This window comes from Mycobacterium sp. SMC-13 (assembly GCF_045311035.1).
GTDB lineage: Bacteria > Actinomycetota > Actinomycetes > Mycobacteriales > Mycobacteriaceae > Mycobacterium.
The window spans coordinates 94,353-117,965 of the sequence record NZ_JBJIAI010000014.1 but is presented as its reverse complement, the minus strand read 5'-3'; the positions used below and the strand labels follow the sequence as shown (position 1 = coordinate 117,965).

At 67.0% G+C, this 23,613-nt stretch carries 26 protein-coding genes; 12 read left to right on the top strand and 14 right to left on the bottom strand.

What is annotated here, in order from left to right:
• Positions 1–5: 5 nt before the first annotated feature.
• Positions 6–1,064 carry a UDP-N-acetylmuramate dehydrogenase gene (locus ACJH6I_RS20610; protein ID WP_226519665.1) on the bottom strand — a complete coding sequence of 353 codons (1,059 nt, stop codon included), beginning with the start codon at positions 1,062–1,064 and terminating at the stop codon, positions 6–8.
• 26 nt (positions 1,065–1,090) lie between these two features.
• On the opposite strand from ACJH6I_RS20610, the gene ACJH6I_RS20605 reads away from it, so the two are divergent.
• From ACJH6I_RS20605 to ACJH6I_RS20585, 5 genes are read left to right on the top strand one after another with little or no spacing between them, the layout of a single operon-like run.
• Positions 1,091–1,597, top strand: coding sequence for a DUF2505 domain-containing protein (locus ACJH6I_RS20605; RefSeq protein WP_226519666.1), 507 nt, complete (start codon positions 1,091–1,093; stop codon positions 1,595–1,597).
• A 20-nt stretch (positions 1,598–1,617) separates the two neighbouring features.
• Positions 1,618–2,427: a class I SAM-dependent methyltransferase gene (locus tag ACJH6I_RS20600; protein WP_226519667.1), complete on the top strand. Its 810-nt coding sequence runs from the start codon at positions 1,618–1,620 to the stop codon at positions 2,425–2,427.
• A 24-nt stretch (positions 2,428–2,451) separates the two neighbouring features.
• Positions 2,452–3,636 (top strand): glycoside hydrolase family 3 N-terminal domain-containing protein, encoded by a 1,185-nt coding sequence (locus tag ACJH6I_RS20595; protein ID WP_226519668.1) that lies wholly within the window; start codon positions 2,452–2,454, stop codon positions 3,634–3,636.
• Between the two features lie 14 nt (positions 3,637–3,650).
• Positions 3,651–4,472 carry a carbon-nitrogen hydrolase family protein gene (locus tag ACJH6I_RS20590; protein ID WP_226519669.1) on the top strand — a complete coding sequence of 274 codons (822 nt, stop codon included), beginning with the start codon at positions 3,651–3,653 and terminating at the stop codon, positions 4,470–4,472.
• Complete coding sequence (locus ACJH6I_RS20585) at positions 4,469–5,464, top strand: DUF2993 domain-containing protein (protein WP_226519670.1); 996 nt, start codon at positions 4,469–4,471, stop codon at positions 5,462–5,464. Before ACJH6I_RS20590 ends, ACJH6I_RS20585 begins: the two co-directional genes overlap by 4 nt.
• 69 nt (positions 5,465–5,533) lie before the next feature.
• Here ACJH6I_RS20585 and deoC read toward each other — a convergent pair whose 3' ends face one another.
• The 6 genes from deoC to ACJH6I_RS20555 all read right to left on the bottom strand — a co-directional run bounded on the left by deoC (position 5,534) and on the right by ACJH6I_RS20555 (position 9,633).
• Positions 5,534–6,214 carry a deoxyribose-phosphate aldolase gene (gene deoC, locus ACJH6I_RS20580; protein ID WP_212807074.1) on the bottom strand — a complete coding sequence of 227 codons (681 nt, stop codon included), beginning with the start codon at positions 6,212–6,214 and terminating at the stop codon, positions 5,534–5,536.
• Positions 6,214–6,636, bottom strand: coding sequence for a DUF2599 domain-containing protein (locus ACJH6I_RS20575; protein ID WP_406784434.1), 423 nt, complete (start codon positions 6,634–6,636; stop codon positions 6,214–6,216). Before ACJH6I_RS20575 ends, deoC begins: the two co-directional genes overlap by 1 nt.
• 3 nt (positions 6,637–6,639) lie before the next feature.
• Positions 6,640–6,924 carry a DUF2516 family protein gene (locus ACJH6I_RS20570; RefSeq protein WP_020101171.1) on the bottom strand — a complete coding sequence of 95 codons (285 nt, stop codon included), beginning with the start codon at positions 6,922–6,924 and terminating at the stop codon, positions 6,640–6,642.
• 42 nt (positions 6,925–6,966) lie between these two features.
• Positions 6,967–7,647: a heparin-binding hemagglutinin gene (locus ACJH6I_RS20565; protein WP_212807076.1), complete on the bottom strand. Its 681-nt coding sequence runs from the start codon at positions 7,645–7,647 to the stop codon at positions 6,967–6,969.
• 33 nt (positions 7,648–7,680) lie between these two features.
• A complete protein-coding gene (locus tag ACJH6I_RS20560; protein ID WP_135356103.1) occupies positions 7,681–8,136 on the bottom strand; it encodes a helix-turn-helix domain-containing protein in 456 nt (151 codons plus the stop codon).
• A 108-nt stretch (positions 8,137–8,244) separates the two neighbouring features.
• On the bottom strand, positions 8,245–9,633 hold the full coding sequence (locus ACJH6I_RS20555) for a DUF445 domain-containing protein (RefSeq protein WP_212807077.1): 1,389 nt from the start codon (positions 9,631–9,633) through the stop codon (positions 8,245–8,247).
• Between the two features lie 50 nt (positions 9,634–9,683).
• Here ACJH6I_RS20555 and ACJH6I_RS20550 point away from each other — a divergent pair, with 50 nt between their 5' ends.
• Together ACJH6I_RS20550 and ACJH6I_RS20545 are read left to right on the top strand one after the other, a co-directional pair.
• Complete coding sequence (locus tag ACJH6I_RS20550) at positions 9,684–10,388, top strand: TetR/AcrR family transcriptional regulator (RefSeq protein ID WP_212807078.1); 705 nt, start codon at positions 9,684–9,686, stop codon at positions 10,386–10,388.
• A gap of 4 nt (positions 10,389–10,392) precedes the next feature.
• Positions 10,393–11,253 (top strand): polyphosphate kinase 2 family protein, encoded by an 861-nt coding sequence (locus ACJH6I_RS20545; protein WP_226519672.1) that lies wholly within the window; start codon positions 10,393–10,395, stop codon positions 11,251–11,253.
• Between the two features lie 72 nt (positions 11,254–11,325).
• On the opposite strand, the gene ACJH6I_RS20540 is transcribed toward ACJH6I_RS20545, so the two are convergent.
• The 4 genes from ACJH6I_RS20540 to ACJH6I_RS20525 form a co-directional block, all read right to left on the bottom strand.
• Positions 11,326–12,201 (bottom strand): cyclopropane mycolic acid synthase family methyltransferase, encoded by an 876-nt coding sequence (locus ACJH6I_RS20540; RefSeq protein WP_226519673.1) that lies wholly within the window; start codon positions 12,199–12,201, stop codon positions 11,326–11,328.
• A 163-nt stretch (positions 12,202–12,364) separates the two neighbouring features.
• On the bottom strand, positions 12,365–13,225 hold the full coding sequence (locus ACJH6I_RS20535; RefSeq protein WP_212807079.1) for a 3-hydroxybutyryl-CoA dehydrogenase: 861 nt from the start codon (positions 13,223–13,225) through the stop codon (positions 12,365–12,367).
• A gap of 123 nt (positions 13,226–13,348) precedes the next feature.
• The gene (gene aceA, locus ACJH6I_RS20530; RefSeq protein ID WP_212807080.1) at positions 13,349–14,641 is read right to left on the bottom strand and encodes an isocitrate lyase; all 1,293 of its coding nucleotides are present in this window, start codon (positions 14,639–14,641) and stop codon (positions 13,349–13,351) included.
• A 275-nt stretch (positions 14,642–14,916) separates the two neighbouring features.
• Positions 14,917–15,759 carry an acyl-[acyl-carrier-protein] thioesterase gene (locus ACJH6I_RS20525; RefSeq protein WP_226519674.1) on the bottom strand — a complete coding sequence of 281 codons (843 nt, stop codon included), beginning with the start codon at positions 15,757–15,759 and terminating at the stop codon, positions 14,917–14,919.
• Between the two features lie 123 nt (positions 15,760–15,882).
• On the opposite strand from ACJH6I_RS20525, the gene ramB reads away from it, so the two are divergent.
• The 4 genes from ramB to ACJH6I_RS20505 all read left to right on the top strand — a co-directional run bounded on the left by ramB (position 15,883) and on the right by ACJH6I_RS20505 (position 19,783).
• Positions 15,883–17,304 (top strand): acetate metabolism transcriptional regulator RamB, encoded by a 1,422-nt coding sequence (gene ramB, locus ACJH6I_RS20520; RefSeq protein ID WP_212807082.1) that lies wholly within the window; start codon positions 15,883–15,885, stop codon positions 17,302–17,304.
• A 35-nt stretch (positions 17,305–17,339) separates the two neighbouring features.
• Positions 17,340–17,633 carry a type VII secretion target gene (locus tag ACJH6I_RS20515; protein ID WP_226519675.1) on the top strand — a complete coding sequence of 98 codons (294 nt, stop codon included), beginning with the start codon at positions 17,340–17,342 and terminating at the stop codon, positions 17,631–17,633.
• Positions 17,634–18,743: 1,110 nt separating this feature from the next.
• Positions 18,744–19,238, top strand: coding sequence for a DUF4185 domain-containing protein (locus ACJH6I_RS20510; protein ID WP_235742255.1), 495 nt, complete (start codon positions 18,744–18,746; stop codon positions 19,236–19,238).
• A 53-nt stretch (positions 19,239–19,291) separates the two neighbouring features.
• Positions 19,292–19,783 (top strand): hypothetical protein, encoded by a 492-nt coding sequence (locus tag ACJH6I_RS20505; RefSeq protein WP_212814998.1) that lies wholly within the window; start codon positions 19,292–19,294, stop codon positions 19,781–19,783.
• A 61-nt stretch (positions 19,784–19,844) separates the two neighbouring features.
• On the opposite strand, the gene ACJH6I_RS20500 is transcribed toward ACJH6I_RS20505, so the two are convergent.
• The gene (locus ACJH6I_RS20500) at positions 19,845–21,176 is read right to left on the bottom strand and encodes a phosphatase PAP2 family protein (protein ID WP_226519676.1); all 1,332 of its coding nucleotides are present in this window, start codon (positions 21,174–21,176) and stop codon (positions 19,845–19,847) included.
• A 118-nt stretch (positions 21,177–21,294) separates the two neighbouring features.
• On the opposite strand from ACJH6I_RS20500, the gene ACJH6I_RS20495 reads away from it, so the two are divergent.
• Positions 21,295–21,843: a carboxymuconolactone decarboxylase family protein gene (locus ACJH6I_RS20495; RefSeq protein ID WP_212807084.1), complete on the top strand. Its 549-nt coding sequence runs from the start codon at positions 21,295–21,297 to the stop codon at positions 21,841–21,843.
• 68 nt (positions 21,844–21,911) lie between these two features.
• Here ACJH6I_RS20495 and ACJH6I_RS20490 read toward each other — a convergent pair whose 3' ends face one another.
• Together ACJH6I_RS20490 and lpdA are read right to left on the bottom strand one after the other, a co-directional pair.
• Entirely contained in the window at positions 21,912–22,148 is a 237-nt protein-coding gene (locus ACJH6I_RS20490) for a hypothetical protein (RefSeq protein ID WP_226519677.1), read from the bottom strand.
• Positions 22,149–22,188: 40 nt separating this feature from the next.
• A complete protein-coding gene (lpdA, locus tag ACJH6I_RS20485) occupies positions 22,189–23,583 on the bottom strand; it encodes a dihydrolipoyl dehydrogenase (protein ID WP_226519678.1) in 1,395 nt (464 codons plus the stop codon).
• Positions 23,584–23,613 lie beyond the last annotated feature (30 nt).

Below are 23,613 nucleotides of genomic sequence, written 5' to 3'. Positions count from 1 at the left end.
TTTACCTACAGCGAACAGCCGATTAAGCACGGTTCCGGTGTGAGATCTATCCCGAAAGCGGCCTTGACGCCGTCCCGAACCGTCCTGGCCAGCGCTAATACGTCGGCGCTGCCAGCAAAGCCCCGGTTGGTCAGGGCCAGCGCGTGCTTGGTCGAGAGCCGGGCCGGAGCGTCGTCACCCGGGTATCCCTTGCCGAAACCGGCCTGTTCCACGAGCCAGCCGGCCGCCAGCTTGACCCCGTTCGGCGCCGGGTAATTGGGCACGGGACCGTCGGTGGCGGCCTGGATGCGTTCGAAAACGTCCTGCGCGACGACCGGGTTGGTGAAGAAGGAGCCGGCGCTCCAGGTGTCGTGGTCGGCGGCGTCGGACACCATGCCCTTGCCGCGCCGCAACGCCAGCACCGCCTCGCGGACCTTGACCGCATCGACCCGGGCACCCGGCTCGGCGCCCAGGCGGATCGCCAGTTCGCCGTACCGCAGCGGGGCGCTGAGACCGTCCGGGGTCAGGGTGAACTCCACCTCCAGCACGACGGCGTGGTCGGAGTTCTTCAGCACGCTGTGCCGGTAGCCGAAATCCAGCGTCTCGGGGCTCACCCAGCTGTCGGTCCCCGTTTCGCGGTCGAACAGCCGGACCCGGGTGATGACGTCGGCCACCTCGGCCCCGTAGGCGCCGACGTTCTGGACCGGTGTCGCCCCGGCCGAGCCCGGGATGCCGGACAGACATTCCAGGCCGCCGAGCCCGTGTGCCAGCGAGGCCACGACGACGTCGTCCCACAGCGCGCCGGCCTCGGCGCGCACCACGTTGCCGTCGACGGTGATCTCGGTGTTCGCCAGCAGCACCACCGTCAAATCGCGCAGATCGTCGGCCACCAGCACATTCGACCCGCCCGCCAGCACCAGCACCGGGCCCGGGTGATCCCGCAGCGCGGTGAGCGCCCCGACCACCTTGGCGGTGGTATCGCAGGTGATCAGGCGGGCTGCCACCGGTCCGACGCGGAACGAGGTCAGGGGTGCCAGCGGCACGTCGTAGTCGACCGCCGCGCCCCCGATATCCGAACTGACCACGGCCGCTAACGGTAGCGTGGCCGATTATGGCCCGCTCTTTCGACATGGTTGCCGAATACCTCGGCACCGTGGCGCAGGTGCACACCGCCTTCTGCAACAAGGACTACTGGCTGGACCGGCTGGCGGAGGGCAGCGCCGACGTCTCGGCCCTCGACTCGTTCGCCGAGGACGGCCGGGGCGGCACGGACATCACCACGACGCAGACCATGCGCGCGGCCGGCCTGCCCAGCATCGTCACGCAGTTCCACTTCGGTGACCTCAGCCTGGTGCGCGAGGAGCACTGGGGCCCGCTGACCGACGGCCGGGCCATCGGGACGGTGCGCAGCCGCGTCCCCGGCGCGCCGGCGACCATCACCGGCAAGGGTGTCCTGACGGCCGCCGGTGACGGTGCGCGACTGGACTTCTCGGCGAACGTCGAGGTCCGCATCCCGCTCGTCGGCGGCAAGCTCGAGTCGATGCTGGGCCAGCAGCTGCGGTATCTGATCGAGCTGGAGCAGAAATTCACCGACGACTGGATCGCCGCCCGCTGGTGAACCGCCCATAAACTCGGGCCATGAATTCGCCCGTGGGCCAGCCACGGAGTACACCTGTCGGCCAGCCGACCCGCGGCACAACGGGTTACAACCGCCTCCGCCGCAGCGACCGCTGGCTGGTCCACTCGCCACGGGTGCGGGCGCTGCTGCGCGCCGCGCCGGATCCCGTCGTCGTCGACCTCGGGTACGGCGCGCTTCCGGTGACGACCGTGGAACTGGCGTCGCGGCTGCGGACGGTCCGGTCCGACGTGCGGGTCGTCGGTCTGGAGATCCACCCGGAGCGGGTACGGCTGGCCCGTGAGTTGGCCGGCGACATCGTCGAATTCGGCCTCGGCGGCTTCGAATTGGCCGGGCACACACCGGTTTTGGTGCGCGCGTTCAACGTGCTGCGGCAGTACGACGTCGCCGACGTACCCGCCGCATGGGCGGAGATGACGGGGCGGCTGGCACCGGGCGGGCTGCTGGTCGACGGCACCTGCGACGAATTGGGACGACGCTGCTGCTGGGTCCTGCTCGACGCCGACGGACCGGTGAGCCTGACGTTGTCGTGCGACCCGTTCGCCATCGAACGGCCCTCCGATCTGGCCGAGCGCCTACCGAAAGTGCTTATCCACCACAATGTTCCGGGCCAGCCGATCCACGGCCTGCTGCAGGCCGCCGACCGCGCCTGGGCCACCTCGGCCGGGCACGGGGTGTTCGGTCCGCGCGTCCGGTGGCGCGCGATGCTCGACCTGCTGGTGGCCGAGGGCCTGCCGCTCGAGCCGCCGCGACGCCGGCTGCGTGACGGCGTGCTGACGGTGCCGTGGTCGGCCGTCGCGCCCACATCGTGACGACGAGCGCATAGGGTTCGCCGTATGCCGTCACCCCGCAGCCGACTGCAGTCGCCGGTCGTCCTGGCCTCGGCCGCGGCGGTGATCGTCGTCGCGCTGATCATCGCGGCCGTCATGAGCAAGCCGCGGCCCGCCCCCACACCGACCGAATCTCCTGCGACGTCGTCCCCGGCCGCGGCGGCGCCACCCCCGTGCCGGCTGGACACCGTCGTGACCGCGCTGACGCCGCGCCAGAAGCTGGCCCAGCTGCTGATGGTCGGGGTCAAGAACCTGGCCGACGCCCAGGCCGTCGTCCGGGAGCAGGAGGTCGGCGGCATCTTCATCACCAGCTGGACCGACTACTCGATGCTCGGCGCGCCCCTCGCCGCGCTGGCGCAGGAACCGCGGCCGCTGCCGCTGGCGGTCAGCGTCGACGAGGAGGGCGGCCGGGTGCAGCGGCTGAAAGGGCTCATCGGCAGCCAGCCGTCAGCGCGTGAGCTGGTTGCCACCGGCAAGACCCCGGAGCAGGTTCGGGACATCGCCCGACTGCGCGGCCAGGCGATGAAGGAACTCGGCATCACCATCGACTTCGCGCCCGTCGTCGACATCACGAACGCGGCCGACGGCACCGTCATCGGCGACCGGTCGTGGGGCAACACCGCCGACGGCGTCACCGCCTACGCCGGCGCGTACGCCGACGGCCTGCGCGACGCCGGCGTGCTGCCGGTGCTCAAGCACTTCCCCGGCCACGGCCATGCCTCCGGCGATTCACATCAGGGCGGCGTCGTCACGCCGCCGCTGGAGCAGCTCCAGACGCTGGACCTGGTCCCCTACCAAACCTTGACGACGCAGCTGCCCGTCGGCGTGATGGTCGGCCACATGCAGGTGCCGGGCCTCACCGACACCGACCCGGCCAGCCTGTCCAAGGCCGCGTACGACCTGCTGCGGACCGGCGATTACGGCGGACGCCCGTTCCAGGGCGCCGTCTTCACCGACGACCTGTCCAGCATGGGCGCCATCACGCAGCGCTACAGCGTGCCGGAGGCGGTGCTCAAGGCCCTGCAGGCCGGCGCCGACACCGCGTTGTGGATCACCACCAAAGAGGTGCCGGCCGTCCTCGACCGGCTGCAGCAGGCCGTCGACGCCGGTGAACTGCCGCGCGAGCGCGTCGACGACGCCGTGCGGCACATGGCGGTGACCAAGGATCCGTCGCTGGCCTGCACCCGCTGATTACGCTGGAGCGCATGCGCATCGCACTGGCCCAGCTCGGCGCGGGCACCGACCCCGAGGCCAACCTGGCACTGGTCGCCGATCACACGGCGCGCGCCGCCGACGCCGGAGCCGAACTGGTGCTGTTCCCCGAGGCGACGATGTGCCGGTTCGGTGTCCCGCTCGCGCCCGTGGCACAACCACTCGACGGCCCGTGGGCCGACGCGGTCCGGGACCTCGCCGAACGTGCCGGCGTCACCGTGGTGGCGGGCATGTTCTGCCCGACCGCCGACGGCCGCGTCACCAACACGCTGCTCGCCACCGGCCCGGGCGTTGACGCGCACTACCACAAAATCCACCTCTACGACGCCTTCGGCTTCGACGAATCACGCACTGTCGCAAGAGGTTTCGAGCCCATCGTGATCGACGTGCCGACCGCCGACGGCGCCGTGCCCGTCGGCCTCACGACGTGCTACGACGTCCGCTTCCCGGAGCTGCACCTGGAACTCGCCGAACGCGGAGCCAAGCTGCTGACCGTCCACGCCTCGTGGGGGTCGGGCCCGGGCAAGCTCGAGCAGTGGACGCTGCTGGCCCGCGCCCGGGCGCTCGACACCGGCTGTTTCGTCGCCGCCGTCGACCAGCCGTACCCCGGTGACGAACTCGCGAAGAAGGGCCCGACCGGCAGCGGCGGCAGTCTGGTGGCCTCCCCCACAGCGGACATCGTGGTGCAGGCCGGGCTCGAGCCGGAACTGCTGGTCACCGACGTCGACCTGGCCGCGGTCGAGCGCGCCCGCGAGACCATCGCCGTGCTGCGCAACCGCACCACGATTCCGCGTAAGGCACAATCGCAAGGGTGACTGACCCCTGGGCCCGCCCCACCAATGAGGACGCTGCACCATCCGCCGAGCCTGCGCAGCAGGCCCCGGAGGCCCCGGGTGCCCAGCCCACCGAGGTGCTGACGGCCGCCGCACAACCGGCACCGGCCGCCGATGTCCCGCCCGCCTACGGCGCCGATACTCCGGCCCCGCCCGCCTACGGCGGCGACGTCCCGCCGACCTCCTACCCGGCGCCCCAGCAGGTGCCCGCCACCGACCCGCCCAAGAAGCGCCGCGGTGTCATGGACCTGCTGCGCGACCCGATGTCGCTGATCCTGATCATCGTCATCGCGCTCGCGCTGTCGGCGGCCGGTGTGGTCGGCGGCGAGTTCTATGCCCGAAGCCGCGGCAACAGCGTCGTCTCGCAGTCCGTCCAGTGCGTCGTCCAGGACAAGGTCGACGTGCAGTTCGGCGCGACCCCGTTCCTGTGGCAGGTCGCCAACCAGCACTACGACCACATCACGGTGACCACGGCCGGCAACCAGCTGCGGTTCGCCAAGGGCATGAAGGCCCAGATCCAGATCGACGACGTCAAGCTCGAGAAGACCGCGAAGTCGGCCGGCACCATCGGGGCGCTCGACGCGACCGTCACCTGGTCGGCCGACGGCATCAAGCAGACCATCGCCGACACCGTCCCGGTGCTCGGTGGCCTGGTCTCCGACGTCACCACCGACCCGTCGTCGGGCACCATCGTGCTGGACGCGCCGATGACCCAGATCGTGGCCAAGCCGACGCTGTCGGACGGCACCATCTCGCTCAAGGTGGAGCAGCTGACGGGGCTCGGCTTCCTGCTGCCGCGCGAGTCGATTCAGCCGGCGCTGGACTTGTTCGCCTCGCAGCTGACGAAGGACTACCCGATGGGCATCAAGCCGGAAGCCCTGCAGGTGACCGGTACCGGTGTGACCGCGAAGTTCGGCACCAAGAACGCGACGATCCCGCTGGGCCAGCAGGACAGCTGCTTCTCCGGCCTCTGATCCCCCGCCGACCCCAGGGGATTTGTGCACGATTTTCCGCGGTCACCGCGGAAAATCGTGCACAAATCCCTAGTTGAGGCCGTCGAGGACGGCGCGGGTACCGGACAGGCCGAGCCGGGTGGCGCCGGCGTCCAGCAGGGCCACGGCGTCGGCGGCTTGCCGGATGCCGCCGCTGGCCTTGATACCCAGCGCCGGGACCGTCTGCGCCATGATCTCCACGGCCTGCACCGACGCACCGCCCGCCGGGTGGAATCCGGTGGAGGTCTTCACGAAATCGGCGCCGGCATCGGCGGCCGCGCGGCAGACGTCGGCCAGCGTCGGCGCACCCGCCATGGTCAGCAGCGCCGCGGACTCGACGATCACCTTCAGCACCGCCGTCGGGGCGGCCCCGCGGACCGCGGCGATGTCGGCGAACACCGCCGAGATGTCGCCCGCGATGGCGGCACCCACGTCGATCACCATGTCGACCTCGTCGGCACCGCGCCGGCCGTCGGATCCGACGACCGACAACGCCGCCTCGCGGGCCTTGATCTGCGAGTCATGCTTGCCCGACGGGAATCCCACGACGGTCGCGATCTTGACGCGCTCGGGCACTTCGACCGCACCGAGCATCGACGGCGACACACAGACCGCGCACACCCCCAGATCGGCGGCCTCCCAGCACAGGCTCGCCACGTCGGCGGCGGTCGCCTCGGGCTTGAGCAGCGTGTGGTCGACCAGTGCGGCGACCTGCTGGCGGGTCCAACTCATCAGAACGGCTCCTCTGTGCCACCGGGATTGCAACGTGCTCTCACCATCTGGTTGTCGTCGACCACCGGGCGCCACGGCTCGAGATTCCAGCTGGTCTTGCCGGGCGCGCCCGCCTCGGCGAAATACCAGTGGCACATGAACTGGGCGCGCATTCCCGGGGTGTCGGCGTCAGGTGCCAGGGTCAGGACCTCGGCCCAGGCCTCGTCGCCCGACTGCGTGGCGCCCAGGCCGGAGGCGCGCCGGCCGGCCGACGTCGGATAGACCCGCAGGCTCGTCGCACCGTCCCACTGCGTCCACCGGGTGTGGTCGACGTAGGGCGGCGACGGAACGGGTTGTGGAACGGGTTCGGTGGGATCAGCGGCGGACGGCGGAGCCAGCGTCAACGCCGCGGCGGCCAGGGCGCCGCACAGGATCGAACGCACCGATTACCGGGATTTCCCTTGGACCTCAAGGAGTTTGGGCTTCACATCGACGAGGTAGACACCTGTGGCGCAGGCGGCGATCGCCGCGCCCACCGGCGGGCCGATGATCCAGCCCAGGACGGCACCACCGCCCAGGATCGCCAGCCACACCGGCTTGGTCAGTTTGTCGACCGCCGTGTAGGCGTCCGGCCGCTGCATGGCGGCATGCACGAACGCATAGACGGTCGTGGCCAGCACCGCGATCTGCAATGCGAAAAGGACGTAACCCACCAGGCTTCCGAGGTACACGCCCTCAGCCTATGTGGGTTACGTCCCTGACGTCGAACCTGATTACTTCTGAGTGACCTTCTTGGCCGGAGCGGCCTTCTTGGCCGGAGCCTTGGCGGCAGCCTTGGCCGGGGCGGCCTTGGTCGCAGCAGCCTTGGCCGGGGCCTTCTTGGCGGCCGGCGCCTTCTTGGCCGGGGCAGCCTTCTTGGCCGGGGCCTCTTCCTTCTCGGGCAGCTCGACGCCGACCAGCTTGGCGGCGCGCTCACCGACGGCGCGGGTCTGGCTGGCGACGTTGCCCAGGGCGTCCTGGGTCAGCTCGGTGACCTGCTCGGTGTAGTTCTCGACGCGGCCACGGACGTCCTCGACGCGCTCGCGGACGCTCTCGATCGACGACTGGGTGCGCAGGCGCTCCAGCGCGGCCTCGCCACGCTCGACCAGCTTGTTGTAGGTGGCCTGGGCATTCTCGGCGTAGGTCTCGGCGGCCTTGCGCAGCTCTTCGGTGCTGAACTTCTCGCGCAGCTCTTCAACCTGGCCCGGCAGTTCTTCCTGCAGCTTGGTCAGGCGGGCGCGGCCCTCTTCGACACGCGCGTTGGCATCGGTGCGGGCCTCTTCGGCACGCTCACGCAGGCTCGCGACGATCTCGTTGACGGTGGCCAGGGCGAGGTCCGCGGCGCCGACGGCGGCGAACAGGGGGGCCTTCAAGTCTTCGATGGTGGGCTGGCTGGTCTCTTTGTTCTCTGCCATGGTCGTTGTTTCCTTTCTCGGGTACTGCGTTGGTCAGTTCGCTACTTGGTGAGTGTCAGTCGTCGTTGTCTGCTCCTCACTCGCGGCTTCCAATTCAGGCTGATCAGGAAGCGATTTGGACTCGGCATCGTTCTGCTGCCGGAAGGACGTGTAGATGTCGAGCAGCACCTGCTTCTGCCGCTCGGTGATCGAGAGGTCCGCGATGATGGCGTCGCGCACCTCGCCGGCAGCGCTGGGCTCCAGAATTCCGGCCCGCACGTAGAGCACTTCGGCCGAAACCCTGAGCGCCTTGGCGATCTGGTTCAGCACATCGGCCGACGGCTTGCGCAGGCCACGCTCGATCTGGCTCAGGTAGGGGTTGCTGACGCCCGCCTTCTCCGCGAGTTGGCGGACCGAGACCTGCGCAGCCTCCCGCTGGGTGCGGATGAAGCTGCCGATGTCCTGGGCTGCATTCGACATGACGGCGGCGATATCTGCATCCTGCGCCATGTCGTACCCCTGTCTTCGTCGACCGCTTTTGGTTGGCGGTCCGTACCAAAACAACGGTACGAGGGGGTGCTAACTATTGCAAGCGCTAGCAAGCGCCAGCTAGCACTGTCAGACGAAAAGCTCGGCGATCGTGTAGATGACCAGGCCCGCCAGCGATCCGACGACGGTGCCGTTGATCCGGATGAACTGCAGGTCACGGCCCACATGGAGCTCGATTCGCCGGCTCGCCTCGTCGGCGTCCCAGCGTTCGATGGTCTCCGTGATGATGGCTGTGATCTCCGTCCCATATTGCGCCACAAGGTGTTTTGCGCCCCTGACGAGCCAGTTGTCGACCTTGTCGCGAAGCTCCGCGTCGTCCCGCAGGGACTCCCCGATGCGCACCACCGAGTCTGCAATCCGGGTGCGCAAAACTGACGACGGGTCGTCCACCGATTCGAGGATGATGCGCTTGGCGGTGCTCCACGCCGTCTCCGCGGCGCGGGCCACCTCGTCGCGCGCCAGGATCTGCTCCTTGATCCGCTCCGCCCGCGCGATGGTGTCCTCGTCGTTCTGCAGATCGTCGGCGAAATCGAAGAGGAACTTCGTCGCCGACATCCGCAGCTCGTGCTCAGGGTTGCGGCGCACCTTGTCGGTGAAGTCCATCAGCTCGCGGTGAATCCGGTCGCCCACGAGGTGGTCGACCCAGCGCGGCGACCACGTCGGCGAATCCCGCTCGATGACCCGCTCGATGATCTCGCCGGCGTTGAGCGACCACTGGAACGCCCGGTCGGCCAGCAGTTGCAGCAGGGCCTCCTGCCGCCGCTCCGCCAGCAGGCTCTCCAGCACGCGGCCGACCGGTGGACCCCACTGCGGTTCGGCGATCCGCTTGACGATCATCCGGTCCAGCACGTGCTGGACGTCTTCGTCGCGCAGCAGTTCCACCAGTACGCGCAGCACCGTCGACGCCTCGGCGGCCACCCGGGCCGCATGCACCGGCTCCGACAGCCACTTGCCCAGCCGGCTGGCGACCTGGGCGTCGCGCAGCTTGGTCTCCACCACTTCCTGCGACATGAAGTTCTCGCGGACGAAGGTGCCGAGCCCCTCGCCGAGCTGGTCCTTCTTGCGCGGAATGATCGCGGTGTGCGGGATCGGGATGCCCAGCGGATGCCGGAACAGCGCCGTGACGGCGAACCAGTCGGCCAGCGCGCCGACCATGCCGGCCTCCGCGGCGGCCCGCACATAGCCCACCCACGGCCCGGTCCAGCTGTACGCGCCGCCGCGGGACTGCAACCACGTGCACACCGCAAACAGCACCGTCGCACCGAGCAGGAAGCTCAGCGCGACCGCTTTCATCCGGCGCAGGTTGCGGCGTCGCTCTTCGTCGGCCGTCCGGTCCGCGCCGGCAAACGACTCCGCGAGGCTGACGTGCGGTTCGAGGGATGCCTGGTGCTTCGGATGAGCTCCAGTTCCCGGCCTGGGTCGGTGTGCCACGCTTCCATCATCCTGTATGCCAGGCATGGTCGCCCCGTATTATTAAGCGGACCTAGCGGAATGGACGTACTGCGACCGTGGCACAGCAAAACGCACCCTCGTCGGCAAAAGCCGACGGGCGTAAACGACGCTGGCACCAACACAAGGTCGATCGCCGCAACGAACTGGTAGACGGCACCCTCGAAGCCGTCCGGCGCCGTGGCAGCAACGTCAGCATGGACGAGATCGCGGCCGAGATCGGCGTGTCGAAGACCGTGCTCTACCGCTACTTCGTCGACAAGAACGATCTGACGACCGCCGTGATGATGCGGTTCGCGCAAACCACGCTGATCCCCAACATGGCGTCGGCGCTGTCGTCCAACCTCGACGGCTTCGAACTCACCCGCGAGATCATCCGGGTGTACGTCGACACCGTCGCCGCCGAGCCGGAGATCTACCCGTTCGTCTTCGCCAACAGCTCGGCGAGCAAGAGCAAGGCCATCGCCGACTCCGAACAGATCATCGCGCGGATGCTCGCCGTCGTGCTGCGCCGGCGCATGGCGCATGCCGGCATGAACACCGGCGGCGTCGAGGCCTGGGCGTTCCACACCGTCGGCGGCGTCCAGCTGGCCACCCACTCGTGGATGTCGAATCCGCGGATGACGGCCAAGGAGCTCATCGACTACCTGACCATGCTGTCGTGGAGCGCGCTGCGCGGCATCGTCGAGGTCGGCGGGTCACTCGAGGTGTTCAACTCGCAGCCCCATCCATCCCCGACACTGCCGAGTCATCTGCTTCACTGATCGCGTGACCTCCGATCTGCCGTCGTTGTGGACCCACGAACCGCACAAGCACCTGGAGTTCAAACCCGGTCTGCGCGTGAGCGACATCGATCCGGACGCGACTCCCGGATTCCGCGGCAAGAAGGCCGACGCCCCCGACCTGCAGGCCGAACGCAACGCGCGGTTCGCCGAACTGCAGGAGATGCTGTACGCCAACAGCCGCTCCGGCGACACCCGCTCGATCCTGCTGGTGTTGCAGGGCATGGACACCGCCGGCAAGGGCGGCATCGTCAAACATGTTGTGGGAGCCGGTAATCCGCAGGGAATTCGCTACTCCAGCTTCGGCAAGCCCACCGCGGAAGAGCTGTCGCACCACTACCTGTGGCGAATCCGCAACGCGCTGCCCACCGCCGGGCACATCGGGGTCTTCGACCGGTCGCACTACGAGGACGTGCTGATCGTGCGGGTGCACAACCTGGTACCGCCGCCGGTGTGGGAAGCCCGGTACGACGAGATCAACGCCTTCGAGCGCGAACTCGTCGACGCCGGGACGACGATCATCAAGGTGGCGATGTTCGTCTCGCTCGACGAGCAGAAGAAGCGGCTGGCCGAGCGGCTCGACCGGCCCGACAAGTACTGGAAGTTCAACCCGGGCGACATCGACGAGCGGCTGCTGTGGCCCAAGTACCAGGAGGCGTACCAGGCGGTGCTGGACCGCACCTCCACCGACTACGCGCCGTGGCACGTCGTGCCCTGCAACCGCAAGTGGTACTCGCGGCTGGCCATCACCGAGCTGTTGATCGAGGCGCTCGAACAACTCGAGCTGTCTTGGCCACCAGCGGATTTCGATGTCGAGGCGGAGAAGAAGCGGCTGGCGGAGGCCTAGGGCCCGGCGCGGCCAAGAGAGAGCGGAAACGAAAGCCGCCCCCGACGGCGTCGGGGGCGGCTTTTCGGAAAGCTACTTGACCAGCGTGAACTGACCGATGTTGGTGATGCCGCGACGGAAGAAGTCGGCGCAACCGGTCAGGTACTTCATGTAGCGGTCGTAGACCTCCTGGCCCTGCAGGGCGATGGCCTCGTCCTTCTTGGCGGCGAGGTTGGCCGCCCACATGTCCAGCGTGCGCGCGTAGTGCGGGCGCAGCAGGTGGGTGCGCTCCAGCGTGAAGCCCGAGCCCGCGGCGAGCTGCTCGATGTCCTCGACGGCCGGCAGCTGCCCGCCGGGGAAGATCTCGTCGCCGATGAACTTCATGAACTTCAGGTCGCTGATGGTCAGCTTGATGCCGTTCTCGCGGAAGAACTGCTGGGTGTGCGCAAGGATCGTGTGCAGCAGCATCCGGCCGCCGTTCTCCGGCAGGATGTTGTACGCCCGCTCGAAGAAGATCGGGTAGCGCTCCTGCTTGAAGGCCTCGAACGCGCCGATCGAGACGATGCGGTCGACGGGCTCGTCGAACTCTTCCCAACCCTGCATGCGGATTTCGATGCTGCGGTTGGTGTCGATCTTGGCGAGCCGCTCGCGGGCGTACTCGGACTGCGCCTTGCTGAGCGTGATGCCGATGACGTTCACGTCGAACTGGGTGATGGCCCGCTCCAGCGCGCCGCCCCAGCCACAGCCGATGTCGAGCAGGGTCATACCCGGCTTCAGGTCGAGCTTGCCGAGCGCCAAGTCGAACTTGGCGTTCTGCGACTCCTCGAGAGTCATGTCCTCGCGCTCGTAGTAACCGCACGTGTAACCCATGGTCGGGCCGAGCCAGAGGGCGAAGAACTCATTCGAGATGTCGTAGATCGACTGCGACTCCTCGTAATGGGGGGTCAAATCGATGTCGGCTTGTGACATGTCGGTATCTATCCTTTGCGTTTACGTTCGCCGGGACGGGCGGCGCGACCGCATGCTGCGGCCAGCTGACATACCCGTACGTGCGCGCCCTGACGGGCCCAGCGAAAAACAACCCGCACGCAAGGTTAACGAAAATTACTGTCAGGCTCCAACCCGGCGTCTGTCAGTAGGTGTAGAAGCCCTTGCCGGACTTCTTGCCCAGCTGGCCGGCCTCCACCATGCGCAGCAGCAACGGCGGGGCCGCGTACAGCGGCTCCTTGTACTCGTCGTACATGGAATCGGCGATCAGCTTCATGGTGTCCAGGCCCACCAGGTCAGCGAGCTTCAGCGGGCCCATCGGGTGCGACAGCCCGGCGACGACGGCGGTGTCGATGTCCTCGACGGTGGCGAAGCCGGACTCGGCCATCCGGATGGCGGCCAGCAGGTAGGGAACCAGCAGGAAGTTGACAACGAAGCCCGAGCGATCCGACGCCCGCACGACCTTCTTGCCCAGCACCTCGCCGGCGAAGGTCTCGACGCGCGCGGCGGCTTCGGGGGCGGTCGTCACCGAGGAGATGAGCTCGACCAGGGGCAGCACCGGCACCGGGTTGAAGAAGTGCAGACCGAGCACCCGGCTCGGGTTCTTGGTCGCGGCGGCGATGCGCATGATCGGGATGGACGACGTGTTCGACGCCAGCACCGCGTCGGGGTCGGTGATGATCTCGTCAAGCTGAGAAAAAACCTTCGTCTTGACGTTGACGTCTTCGACGATGGCCTCGATGACGAGCTGACGGTCGGCCATGTCGGCCAGGTCGTTGGTGAAGCTCAGTCGACCCAGCGCGGCGTCGCGGTCGGCCTCGGACAGCTTGCCCTTCTTGACGGCGTTGTCCAGCGACTTGGTGATCCGCTCCCGGCCGGCGGTGGTCAGCGCCTCTGTCGGTTCGAACGCCAGGACCTGTGCCCCGGCCTTGATGCAGACCTCGGCGATACCGCCGCCCATCTGCCCGGCCCCGATGACCCCGACTCGTTCGATTGCGTTGCTCACCGCTGTCCTCTCCTCGTGATTACTTCTGAAGATATGCGACAGGCCCCGCCCAGTTTCTGAGCGGGGCCTGCCGTAAAAGCCAGAGGACTCAGTGACTCAAGCCCTCGGTTCCACTTCGCAAGCTCAGTGGAACTGTCCCTCTTCGGTCGAGCCCTTCAGAGCCGCGGTCGAGGTGTTCGGGTCCACGGTGGTGGCGATCTTGTCGAAGTAACCGGCGCCGACCTCACGCTGGTGCTTGGTGGCGGTGTAGCCACGGGCCTCAGACGCGAACTCGCGCTCCTGCAGGTCGACGTAGGCGGTCATGCCCTCGCGGGCGTAGCCGTAGGCCAGGTCGAACATCGAGTAGTTGAGGGCGTGGAAGCCGGCCAGGGTGATGAACTGGAACTTGAAGCCCATGGCGCCGAGCTCACGCTGGAACTTGGCGATGGTGGCGTCGTCCAGGTGCTGCTTCCAGTTGAAGGACGGGCTGCAGTTGTAGGACAGCAGCTGGTCCGGGAAGTCGGCCTTGACGGCCTCGGCGAACTTGCGGGCGACCTCGAGGTCCGGCACACCGGTCTCCATCCAGATCATGTCGGCGTACGGGGCGTAGGCCTTGGCACGCGCGATGCAGGGCTCGATGCCCTTCTGGACGTTGTAGAAGCCCTCGGCGGTGCGCTCACCGGTGACGAACGGCTTGTCGCGGTCGTCCACGTCCGAGGTGATCAGGGTGGCGGCCTCGGCGTCGGTACGCGCGATGACGACGGTGGGGGTGTTGGCGACGTCGGCGGCCAGGCGAGCCGAGGTCAGGGTGCGGATGTGCTGCTGGGTCGGGATCAGCACCTTGCCACCGAGGTGGCCACACTTCTTCTCCGAGGCCAGCTGGTCCTCCCAGTGGGTACCGGCGGCACCCGCGGCGATCATGGCCTTCTGCAGCTCGTAGACGTTCAGGGCGCCACCGAAGCCGGCCTCACCGTCGGCGACGATCGGGACCAGCCAGTTGTCGACGCTCTTGTCGCCCTCGACGCGGGCGATCTCGTCGGCGCGCAGCAGCGCGTTGTTGATGCGACGGACGACGGCCGGCACCGAGTTGGCCGGGTAGAGGCTCTGGTCCGGGTAGGTGTGGCCCGAGAGGTTCGCGTCACCGGCGACCTGCCAACCCGAGAGGTAGATGGCCTTGAGGCCGGCGCGCACCTGCTGCACGGCCATGTTGCCGGTCAGTGCACCCAGCGCGTTGATGTAGGAGTCGTCGTCCTTGGTGACGCCTTCCCACAGGATCTCGGCGCCACGGCGGGCGAGGGTGTGCTCCTCGACGACGCTGCCCTGCAGCTCCTCAACCTGGGCTGCGGTGTAGTCGCGGGTGATGCCCTTCCAGCGGGGGTTGGTGTCCCAGTCCTGCTGAATCTCAGCGGCGGTACGTGGCTTTCCGACGTTGGACATTGTGCTCCTTCGTATTGGGCAGGTAAGCCGCGTCGCCGTGGGCGCCAGGATTCAAGCTGATTGTTAACGCTTCGGCGACTTCGCTTGTGTGCTGTTAACGACGATGACACAGCACATACCCGCAGGTCCAGCGGTTACAAGTGCCAATTTTCGCCAACACTTGTAGCGAAGTTGCGAAGATTGCGAAGTTGCTGAGGTGCTTGACCGGTTCAGAAGCTACCGGACGGTAACCGATATGCGCTGGTCAGTACGCTCGTACTGTTAAATCGGCGCACTCAGAGCGCGAAGAGGCAGGCGACCGCTTTGACCTCGTCACCGACCACATATGTGAGCGTTGTAACACTGCGGTCACACAGCTCGGGACCGAATTTTTCGGTCGATCCGGCCGGGTACTCGTGCGTGATGATCTCCAGCCGGTCCCCGAGTGCCACCGCGGCGTCGTGCTCGATGGTCACCCGCAGCGGCGCCTGGAGCAGCTCGGGACGGTAGGTCTGCAGGTAGTCCTCGACCACCGACCAATAGACGGAGTTGTTCATGTGGTCGAACAGGTCGATGTCGGTGACCCGCACCGGAAAGTCCGCGATTCGGAGTGCGTCGTCGCGAGCGCCGGCCTTGAGGTAGCCCTTCCAGCGCAGTCGGTCCGTGGTCGCGGTCCGCTTCAAACCCGCCAGGAAGTCGTCCGAGATGCGCGCCGGTCCCTGGGTCTCGAGGTTCATGTTGATCCAGAAGGCCTCGGACTCCATGAGGCCGCCCTTGCGGCCGTCGATCCGCACGCGCATCTCACACCACCGGTTCGACGTGCCCGAACACCAGCGCCGCAGCCGCAGGATGTCGCCGCGCTCGATGGGACGGATCAGATCCACCATGGTGCGCCGGACAACCCAGGCGGGATGGACGTCCTCGTAGCCCATCTGGCGCAGCTGGTCCTGGCCGATGTCCTGGATGTGACGGCAAGCGCCGTCGAACCGGAGCCGGCCGTCGCGATCGACGTCGGCCATCCGCAGCGGCCAGCTGGTGTCGAAGACGTCGGGATGCCCCTCCGGGACCGGCGCGAGCGTCTTGGCCAGGCCCGTTACGGCCTTCGCGTCGGTCTTTTCGGCGATTTCGATCGTGCTCATGGCGTCCCTTCAACGCGGGTCCCCTCGGCTGGATCACCCATTTCACCCGCGGCCCGATCCTGCCACAGGGCATTTTTGCCAATTATGCGAAGACGGTATTCACACCATTGCTAGCCTGGTTTCATGGCGAAGACTTTCGTTGGCTCACGGGTGCGTCAGCTCCGCGGCGAACGCGGCTTCAGCCAGGCCGCGCTGGCGCAGATGCTCGACATCTCTCCCAGTTATCTCAACCAGATCGAGCACGACGTCCGGCCGCTGAGCGTCGCCGTGCTGCTGCGCATCACCGAGGTGTTCGGGGTCGACGCGACGTTCTTCGCCTCGCAGGACGACACCCGTCTGGTCGCCGAGTTGCGCGAAGCGCTGATGGATCGCGACCTGGGCGTCGACGTCGACATCCCTGAGATCGCCGACCTGGTGAGCACGCACCCGACGATGGCCCGCGCGATGGTCGACCTGCACCGCCGCTACCGGTTGTCCACCGCGCAGCTGGCCGCCGCCACGGAAGACCGGTTCTCCGACGGCAGTGGCAGCGGGGCCATCACCATGCCGCACGAGGAGGTGCGCGACTACTTCTACACGCGCCAGAACTACCTCCACGAACTCGACACCGCGGCCGAGGAATTCATCCTCCGCATGCACATGCGCCGATCCGAACTGTCCCGCGAGCTGGCCGAGCGGCTGAGCCGCGTCCATCACGTGCGCATCGTGCAGCGGCTCGAACTCGGCGACAACGTGCTGCACCGGTACGACCCCGAAACCAGGACGCTGGAGATCGGCGGCCACCTGTCGTCGGGACAGTACGTGTTCAAACTGGCCGCCGAACTCGCCTACCTGGAATTCGGCGACCTGCTGGAAAGCCTGGTGGCCGAGGGCAATTTCACCAGCGAGGAGTCGGTGAAGCTGGCCCGCATGGGGCTGGCCAACTACTTCGCCGCGGCCGCGGTGCTGCCCTACGGCCAATTCCATGCTGTCGCCGAGGAATTTCGCTACGACGTCGAGCGGCTGTCGGCGTACCACTCGGTGAGTTACGAGACCATCGCGCACCGGCTGTCGACGCTGCAGCGGCCGTCGATGCGCGGCGTACCGCTGTCGTTCGTCCGCGTCGACCGCGCCGGCAACATGTCGAAACGCCAGTCCGCCACCGGTTTTCATTTCTCGTCGTCGGGCGGCACCTGTCCCCTGTGGAACGTCTACGAGACGTTCGCCAACCCCGGCAAGATGCTGGTGCAGATCGCCCAGATGCCCGACGGCCGCAACTACATGTGGGTGGCGCGCACCGTGGAACGACGCGCCGCGCGGTACGGCCAGCCGGGCAAGACGTTCGCCATCGGGCTGGGTTGCGAACTGCGCCATGCCAATCGGCTGGTCTACTCCGAGGGGCTGGATCTGTCCGGCGGCGCCGCGACGCCCATCGGCTCGGGCTGCCGGGTGTGCGAACGGGACAACTGTCCGCAGCGGGCATTCCCCGCACTCGGCCGCGAACTGGACCTCGACGAACACCGCAGCACCGTGACGCCGTACGTGGTGAAGCGGGCGAATCAGTGACGGGCAGCATGCAAGCGCGGGCATAGGCTTGATGCGTGGCTCTCTCGAACCTGAAGGTCGATCCCGCACGTCTGCGGTCACTCGCCGGAGAGTTCAGCGAGATTGCCGTCGGGTTGAAGGCGCCGCCCTCGCCCGCCGGGTCGGGCCCATCGTGGCAACCAAGCGCTGCGGCGGTGAGTGCTGTGTCTGCCGGGATTGATCATCTCGATGGTGAATGCGCGACGGCCCTGACCGAATTCGGTGCCAACCTGACCAAGGCCGCCACTGCCTACGAAGCCGCTGACGCCGCGGGCGGCGCAGGCATATCGCGGGCGATGCCGGGTCGGTAGGAGTCTTGACCGCACCGATCTCGATGCCGACGAAGTCACAGGTCCAGTCTTGGAACACCGAGTTGCTGGACGCTGCGGCAAAGGACTGGGGCCAGCGCGCCACGAAACTGAAGGACGCCTACGACAAAGCCCAGCACGGACTCGAGAACGCCGACTGGAGCGGCACCGCGGGTGAACAGGCCAAGGCACGCATGCAGGCTGACGTAGCTAAGGTCCATTCGGTTCTGGAACGGATCGAGCACGCTCAAACGACGGCTACCAAGGGTGCCCAGACGATCGGCGCCGCGAAGCGAGACGCAGTCAAGGCGATCGACGACGCCGAGGATGAAATGTTCTCGGTCAGCGAGGACCTAACGGTCACCGATCGTCTGCCGAAGATTCTCGTCGCCCCGATGCTGCTTGTGCGCGAACTCGCACGGCACGCATACCAGGCAGCCATCCGCGGTCGGTCGATGAAGTTGGCCACCGTCGACGCAGAGGTCGCCGCGGCATTGAAGCTGATCAGCACCCAATTGACCGGATTCAAGCTGGGCCCTGGCGGCGGTCCGGGGCCTGACGGTTCGGTGCCTCCGGGCGGGGTGAAGAACCTCGGCCCCATTGCCGGCACGGGGGCGCAGCCCGGCATCCCGGGCATCGGTGCCGCCGACCTCGGGGAGATCGTCGAGCTCCCGGACGGCCGATTAGTGGCTGTCTTCGGAGACTCGTTCAAGGGCGACAAGGTCGGCGGCCCTGACAACGAGCACTACCGCTCAGTCGCCGTGCCGATCGTCGGCTGGGACAAGGACGGCAGGCCCATCTTCGGCCAGCCGCTCAACAGCCCGGGCGGCCCCGGCACCCCAGGTGTCCTGTTCCCGCCCCCACCGGAAGCATTGGCGATCGACCCGAACACCAATCCCCTGCCTGCCGGCTCATTTCAGGCCAACGGCAAGACCTACATGATGGTCAGCGGAACCTCCGGCCTGAAGCCGACAGCTGGCTCATGGCTCGTCGAGGTCTCCAACGATCCGTCCAAAGGTTGGCAACCCGTGCCCGGCTCGTGGCGTCCCTCCGCTCCTGGCTTACCCGGAAACCCGCCTACACAGGTCAGCGGCTACCAGGGGCAAGGACGGAATGGTGTACATAGCGGGAGACTCGTTCGACCGCAGCCAGGGCGTCACGATGTACCGAGTCGATCCGGCGCACGCCGCGGATCGCAGTGCATGGCAGCCGTGGACCGGCAACGACTGGGGAAATCCGGGACAGGTGCCCGTGGTCGTCAGCCAACAAGGCGCGCACTACGGCGAACTGAGTTTCCGAGAAATCGACGGACGCCCGGTGCTTTCCGCTTTCAACAGCACCCCCAACGTCAATCAGGTTCAAGTCCTCGTAGGCGACTCACCGACCGACATTTTCAAGGGTGGCCCGCCGATCATTGCGGCCCAGCAGAGCTCGCCTGCAGCACCGGGCTACGTCTTCCAGCCGTACGGCGGCTACATCATGCCAGGATCATCGCTCAATGACCTGAATATCCTTGTCAGTCAATGGAATACCCAGAATGGTCCGGACGGTCAGCCTCTGGGAGCGCCCTACGACACTCAGCAGGTGCAGGTCAATGCATCCAAGTAACACAAACCGGACGGGACACGATTACCGATCAGCTGATTCTGGAAGGATCTGACATGAGAGCACTCCGCAGAGCTCCTTTCATCGTCACGGTGATGACCCTGCTCAGCATCGCCTTCGAATCCAGCGCCTGGGCAGACCCACCGTCGTTTCCCGACATGAGCCACTACACCCCGGCCAACGTCACCGACTATGAAATCGACGCGTCCACGCCAGGCATCCATGCCACCCAGGTCGTCTTCCTCACACCGGACAGCATCAGGTGCTCGTTCAACCCGCCTGTGGCGGGCTGCACAGGCAACAACTTTCCTGCGGTGCCCCCAGCGGTGAACGGCGTAAACAACATTGGAACCGACCAAGGCATCTACTCGGCGTTCGACGGAATCCCGTATCCGAGCAACATCAAAACCCTCCCGCCATTTCACACTCTCACTGTCAATGGCGTGACCTGCGGCGTCGACGACAAGCGCACCACCGCGTGCAAGGACTCCCAAGGGCACGGATTCGTCTTGTCCCCCTACGGATCTGGCTGGCTGCCGCGGGTCTGAGTCGAGGGCATCTGCCATCCGTTGGAGAAGCGACTTCCATACGGCCTTCGTCGTCCAGCCGTCACGCCGCCGGACTTTCTGACTCCTCGCCGGTCAATCGCTCGATCGCCGGCGCAGGTGCGCCCGGACGCGCGAAGAACGTGCCGTAGAAGCCGTAGGCCAGCGTCGCGAGTGCTCCAATGATCAGAAGCCCGAACATGATCGGATACTGCGCCATCCACCCGGACAGGTAGCGGACACACAGCATCACGCCGACGATGACGGCGGTGCCACCGGCAATCAGCCGTAGCCGGGCATGGGGCGTCGGCCGAATTGGTTCCCGCAGAGCCGATTCCACCGTCAGGCACAATGCCGCACCGACGACCAGGTCGACGCCGTAGTGGAAGCCGAAGCCCAGCGTCGCGGCCAAAGTGCCCACCAGCCAACAAGTGCCACCGACACGCAGCCACCGCGGGCCGGATCGCGAATGGATGAACACGGCCAGCGCCCACGCCGTGTGCAGCGACGGCATGCAGTTGCGCGGGGTCGACGTGTCGAACGCGAGGGGCACCGCCGGCCCGTCGACGGGCGGCAGCAGGGCCGGCCAGAAGTCGCCGACCTGAAAGCCGCCACCGGCCGCGCCGAAGGCGTAGGTGGGCCCCACCAGCGGGAACATCAGATAGATCAGCGGGCCGACCAGACCCAGCACCAGAAAGGTGCGCACGACGAAATGCCGCGGCCACCGTCCACCCGTGGTCACGTTGCGCAGCTGGTAGATCGCGACGACGGTCGCGGCGGCAGACAGTTCGAGATAGACCCAATGCAGCAGGAAGTAGAGCACCGAGTGGTGCTGCACCAGCTGGCCCAGCACCCATGACGGTTGGCCGAGCGCGACGTCGGCCCGTGCCGCGAACTCGTCGAGAACGGTGGGACGCGTCAGGGACGTGATGGTCAGCCAGGCGTCACCGGCCTTGGTGGCGAGCACGAGCAGCAGGCCGGTGGCGACGCCCTTGAGCGCGGTGTCGCGCTGCGGACCGGTCCACCGCGTCAGCGCAAACGCACCGAGGCCGGTCAGCACGACCAGCGCGCCGCTACCCATCGCTGACGGAAGACCGACGTACTCCCGGCCGACGACAAAGACCACATCGAGCCCCAGTGCGGCGCCCGCGATCGGCAAACGGTATTCGCGTGGCACCGCGACCAGCGCCACCACCAACGCCGCCCACGGCACCGTGAACCCCGCCGGGGTTCCGACGTAATCGCTGATCAGGCGCTCGAGCGGACCCCGGAATCCACACAGCATGGCCGTAATCTGCAGCGCACACATGAACGTCGCGACCAGCGCAATGCCGATCGCGACCTTCGTCCGGGGCGGTACACCCTCCTTAAGGAAGGGTGAATGTTCGGTGAACACGCATAGACGATAGGCCGTCGGCCGTCGCTACCAGCAATTTGCGATCAATTTGGGACTTGGCGACGTCACGCCGGCGCTCGACCCTACGACCGCCCCGCCTGTGCCAGACTCGGGAATTGTGAACAGCATCGAGCCGGCCCGCATCGAACCCGGCGGAATCCGTGAACTGGGCCCGCTCAACTGGGTCATCGCCAAGATCGGCGCCAAGACCATCCGGGCCCCGAGGTTTGCGCTCTTCAACGTCCTCGGCCAGCACCACCTGCTGTTCCTGACGTTCCTGCCCTACTCCGGCATGCTGCTGGGCCGCAGCAAGCTGGGGCTCAAGGACGCCGAGCTGGTGATCCTGCGCGTCGCCCATCTGCGCGGCAGCGAGTACGAGCTGCAGCAGCACCGCCGCCTGGCCCGCAGCCGCGGCGTCGACGCCGAGACGCAGGCCCGCATTTTCGAGGGGCCGGACGCCGAGGGTCTCACCGACCGGCAGCGCGTGCTGATCACCGCGACGGACGAGTTCGTCATCACGCGGTCGGTGTCCGACCAGACATGGAAGTCGCTGGCGTCGTACCTCGATCGCAAGCAGCTCATCGACTTCTGCCTGCTGGCAGCGCAATACGACGGGCTGGCGGCGACCATTGCCACCCTGCGCGTGCCGCTGGACTTCCCGGACTAGAGCGCTCGAACCTGAGCTTGTGCGCGAAATTTCAAGAGAATTTGGCACACAAGCTCAGGCTCGACCGCCTAGAGGTAGGTGACCCCGAGTACCGCCAGCGTCATCAACACCGGCGCGACGGGTAGGCACCAGAGGAACGCGGACTTCGCAAAAGCCTTGCGCTCCTGAAACTTTCGAGCGAAGAACACCGCGACGCCGGCCACCACGAAGACCACGGCGGACACCACCAGCACCCAGAAACTGATGCTGGTGGTGTCCATCGCGAGCGAGATGGCCAGCAGCCACAGCATGTGACCGACGACCAAACCGCCTATCGCGGCAACGACATTCGCGCGCAAAACCGACTCAGAAGTTGATCATGTGGCCGGTCAGGCCGTGGAAGCATTCCTGCAGCGCCTCCGACAGCGTCGGGTGGGTGTGCACGTTGCGGGCCAGCTCGTTGGCGGTCAGGTCCCACTTCTGGGCCAGGGTCAGCTCGGGCAGCAGCTCGGAGACGTCCGGACCGATCAGGTGACCACCGAGCAGCTCGAGGTGCTTCTTGTCGGCGATCAGCTTCACGAAGCCCGTCGGGTCGGCGAGGCCGTGCGCCTTGCCGTTGGCGGTGAACGGGAACTTGGCAACGACGACGTCGTAACCCTCGGCCTTGGCCTGCTCCTCGGTGAGGCCGAAGCTGGCGACCTGCGGCTGGCAGAAGGTGGCGCGCGGCATCATGCGGTAGTCGCCGAGCGTCAGGGTCTCGGCACCGGCGATGGTCTCGGCCGCGACGACGCCCTGGGCCTCGGCGACGTGCGCGAGCTGCAGCTTGGCCGTCACGTCACCGATGGCGTAGATGTGCGGCACGTTGGTGCGCATGTTGTCGTCGATCGCGATGGCACCGCGCTCGGTGAGCGCGACACCGGCGGTCTCCAGTCCGTAGCCGTCGACGTTGGGCCCGAAGCCGATGGCCTGCAACACCTTGTCGGCCTTGAGCTCCTGCGTGGCGCCGTCCTTGCTGACGACGACGGTCACCTCGCTGCCGGAATCCTCGATCGACTCGACCTTGGTACCGGTGAGGATCTTGACGCCCAGCTTCTTGTACTGCTTCTCGATCTCCTTGGAGACCTCGGCGTCCTCGTTGGGCAGCGCGCGCGGCAGGAACTCGACGATGGTGACATCGACGCCGTAGTTCTTCAGCACGTACGCGAACTCCATGCCGATGGCACCCGCGCCGGCGATGATGATCGAGCCCGGCAGGTCCCGCGTCATGATCTGGGTCTCGTAGGTGACGACGTTCTCACTCAGCGAGGTGCCGGGCACCAGCCGCACCGACGAGCCGGTGGCGATGATCGCGTTGTCGAAGGTGACGTCCTCGGTTCCGCCGGCGTTCAGCGCGACGCGCATCGAGTTGGGTCCGGTGAAGGTGCCGTAGCCCTCCAGCTCGGTGATCTTGTTCTTCTTCATCAGGAAGTGCACGCCGGCGACGCGGCCTTCGGCGACCTTGCGGCTGCGGTCGAACGCCGCGCCGAAGTCGAAGCTGGCCTCGCCGCTGATGCCGAAGGTCTTGGCTTCCTTGTGGAAGATGTGCGCCAGCTCCGCGTTGCGCAGCAGGGCCTTGGATGGGATGCATCCCACGTTGAGACAGACGCCGCCCCAGTACTTCGGTTCGACGATGGCGGTGGTCAGCCCCAGCTGGGCTGCGCGAATTGCGGCGACATATCCGCCGGGACCGGCTCCGAGAACGACGACGTCATAGTGAGTCACATGCACACCTTATAGGCGCGGCGACGTCGA

Excerpts from the sequence above, each read along its gene's own strand:
- ACJH6I_RS20605 (WP_226519666.1), top strand. The coding sequence starts at position 1,091 with ATGGCCCGCTCTTTCGACATGGTTGCCGAATACCTCGGCACCGTGGCG.
- ACJH6I_RS20600 (WP_226519667.1), top strand. The coding sequence starts at position 1,618 with ATGAATTCGCCCGTGGGCCAGCCACGGAGTACACCTGTCGGCCAGCCG.
- ACJH6I_RS20595 (WP_226519668.1), top strand. The coding sequence starts at position 2,452 with ATGCCGTCACCCCGCAGCCGACTGCAGTCGCCGGTCGTCCTGGCCTCG.
- ACJH6I_RS20590 (WP_226519669.1), top strand. The coding sequence starts at position 3,651 with ATGCGCATCGCACTGGCCCAGCTCGGCGCGGGCACCGACCCCGAGGCC.
- deoC (WP_212807074.1), bottom strand. The coding sequence starts at position 6,214 with ATGAGTTGGACCCGCCAGCAGGTCGCCGCACTGGTCGACCACACGCTG.
- ACJH6I_RS20565 (WP_212807076.1), bottom strand. The coding sequence starts at position 7,647 with ATGGCAGAGAACAAAGAGACCAGCCAGCCCACCATCGAAGACTTGAAG.
- ACJH6I_RS20560 (WP_135356103.1), bottom strand. The coding sequence starts at position 8,136 with ATGGCGCAGGATGCAGATATCGCCGCCGTCATGTCGAATGCAGCCCAG.
- ACJH6I_RS20555 (WP_212807077.1), bottom strand. The coding sequence starts at position 9,633 with ATGCCTGGCATACAGGATGATGGAAGCGTGGCACACCGACCCAGGCCG.
- ACJH6I_RS20540 (WP_226519673.1), bottom strand. The coding sequence starts at position 12,201 with ATGTCACAAGCCGACATCGATTTGACCCCCCATTACGAGGAGTCGCAG.
- aceA (WP_212807080.1), bottom strand. The coding sequence starts at position 14,641 with ATGTCCAACGTCGGAAAGCCACGTACCGCCGCTGAGATTCAGCAGGAC.
- ACJH6I_RS20525 (WP_226519674.1), bottom strand. The coding sequence starts at position 15,759 with ATGAGCACGATCGAAATCGCCGAAAAGACCGACGCGAAGGCCGTAACG.
- ramB (WP_212807082.1), top strand. The coding sequence starts at position 15,883 with ATGGCGAAGACTTTCGTTGGCTCACGGGTGCGTCAGCTCCGCGGCGAA.
- ACJH6I_RS20510 (WP_235742255.1), top strand. The coding sequence starts at position 18,744 with ATGGTGTACATAGCGGGAGACTCGTTCGACCGCAGCCAGGGCGTCACG.
- ACJH6I_RS20505 (WP_212814998.1), top strand. The coding sequence starts at position 19,292 with ATGAGAGCACTCCGCAGAGCTCCTTTCATCGTCACGGTGATGACCCTG.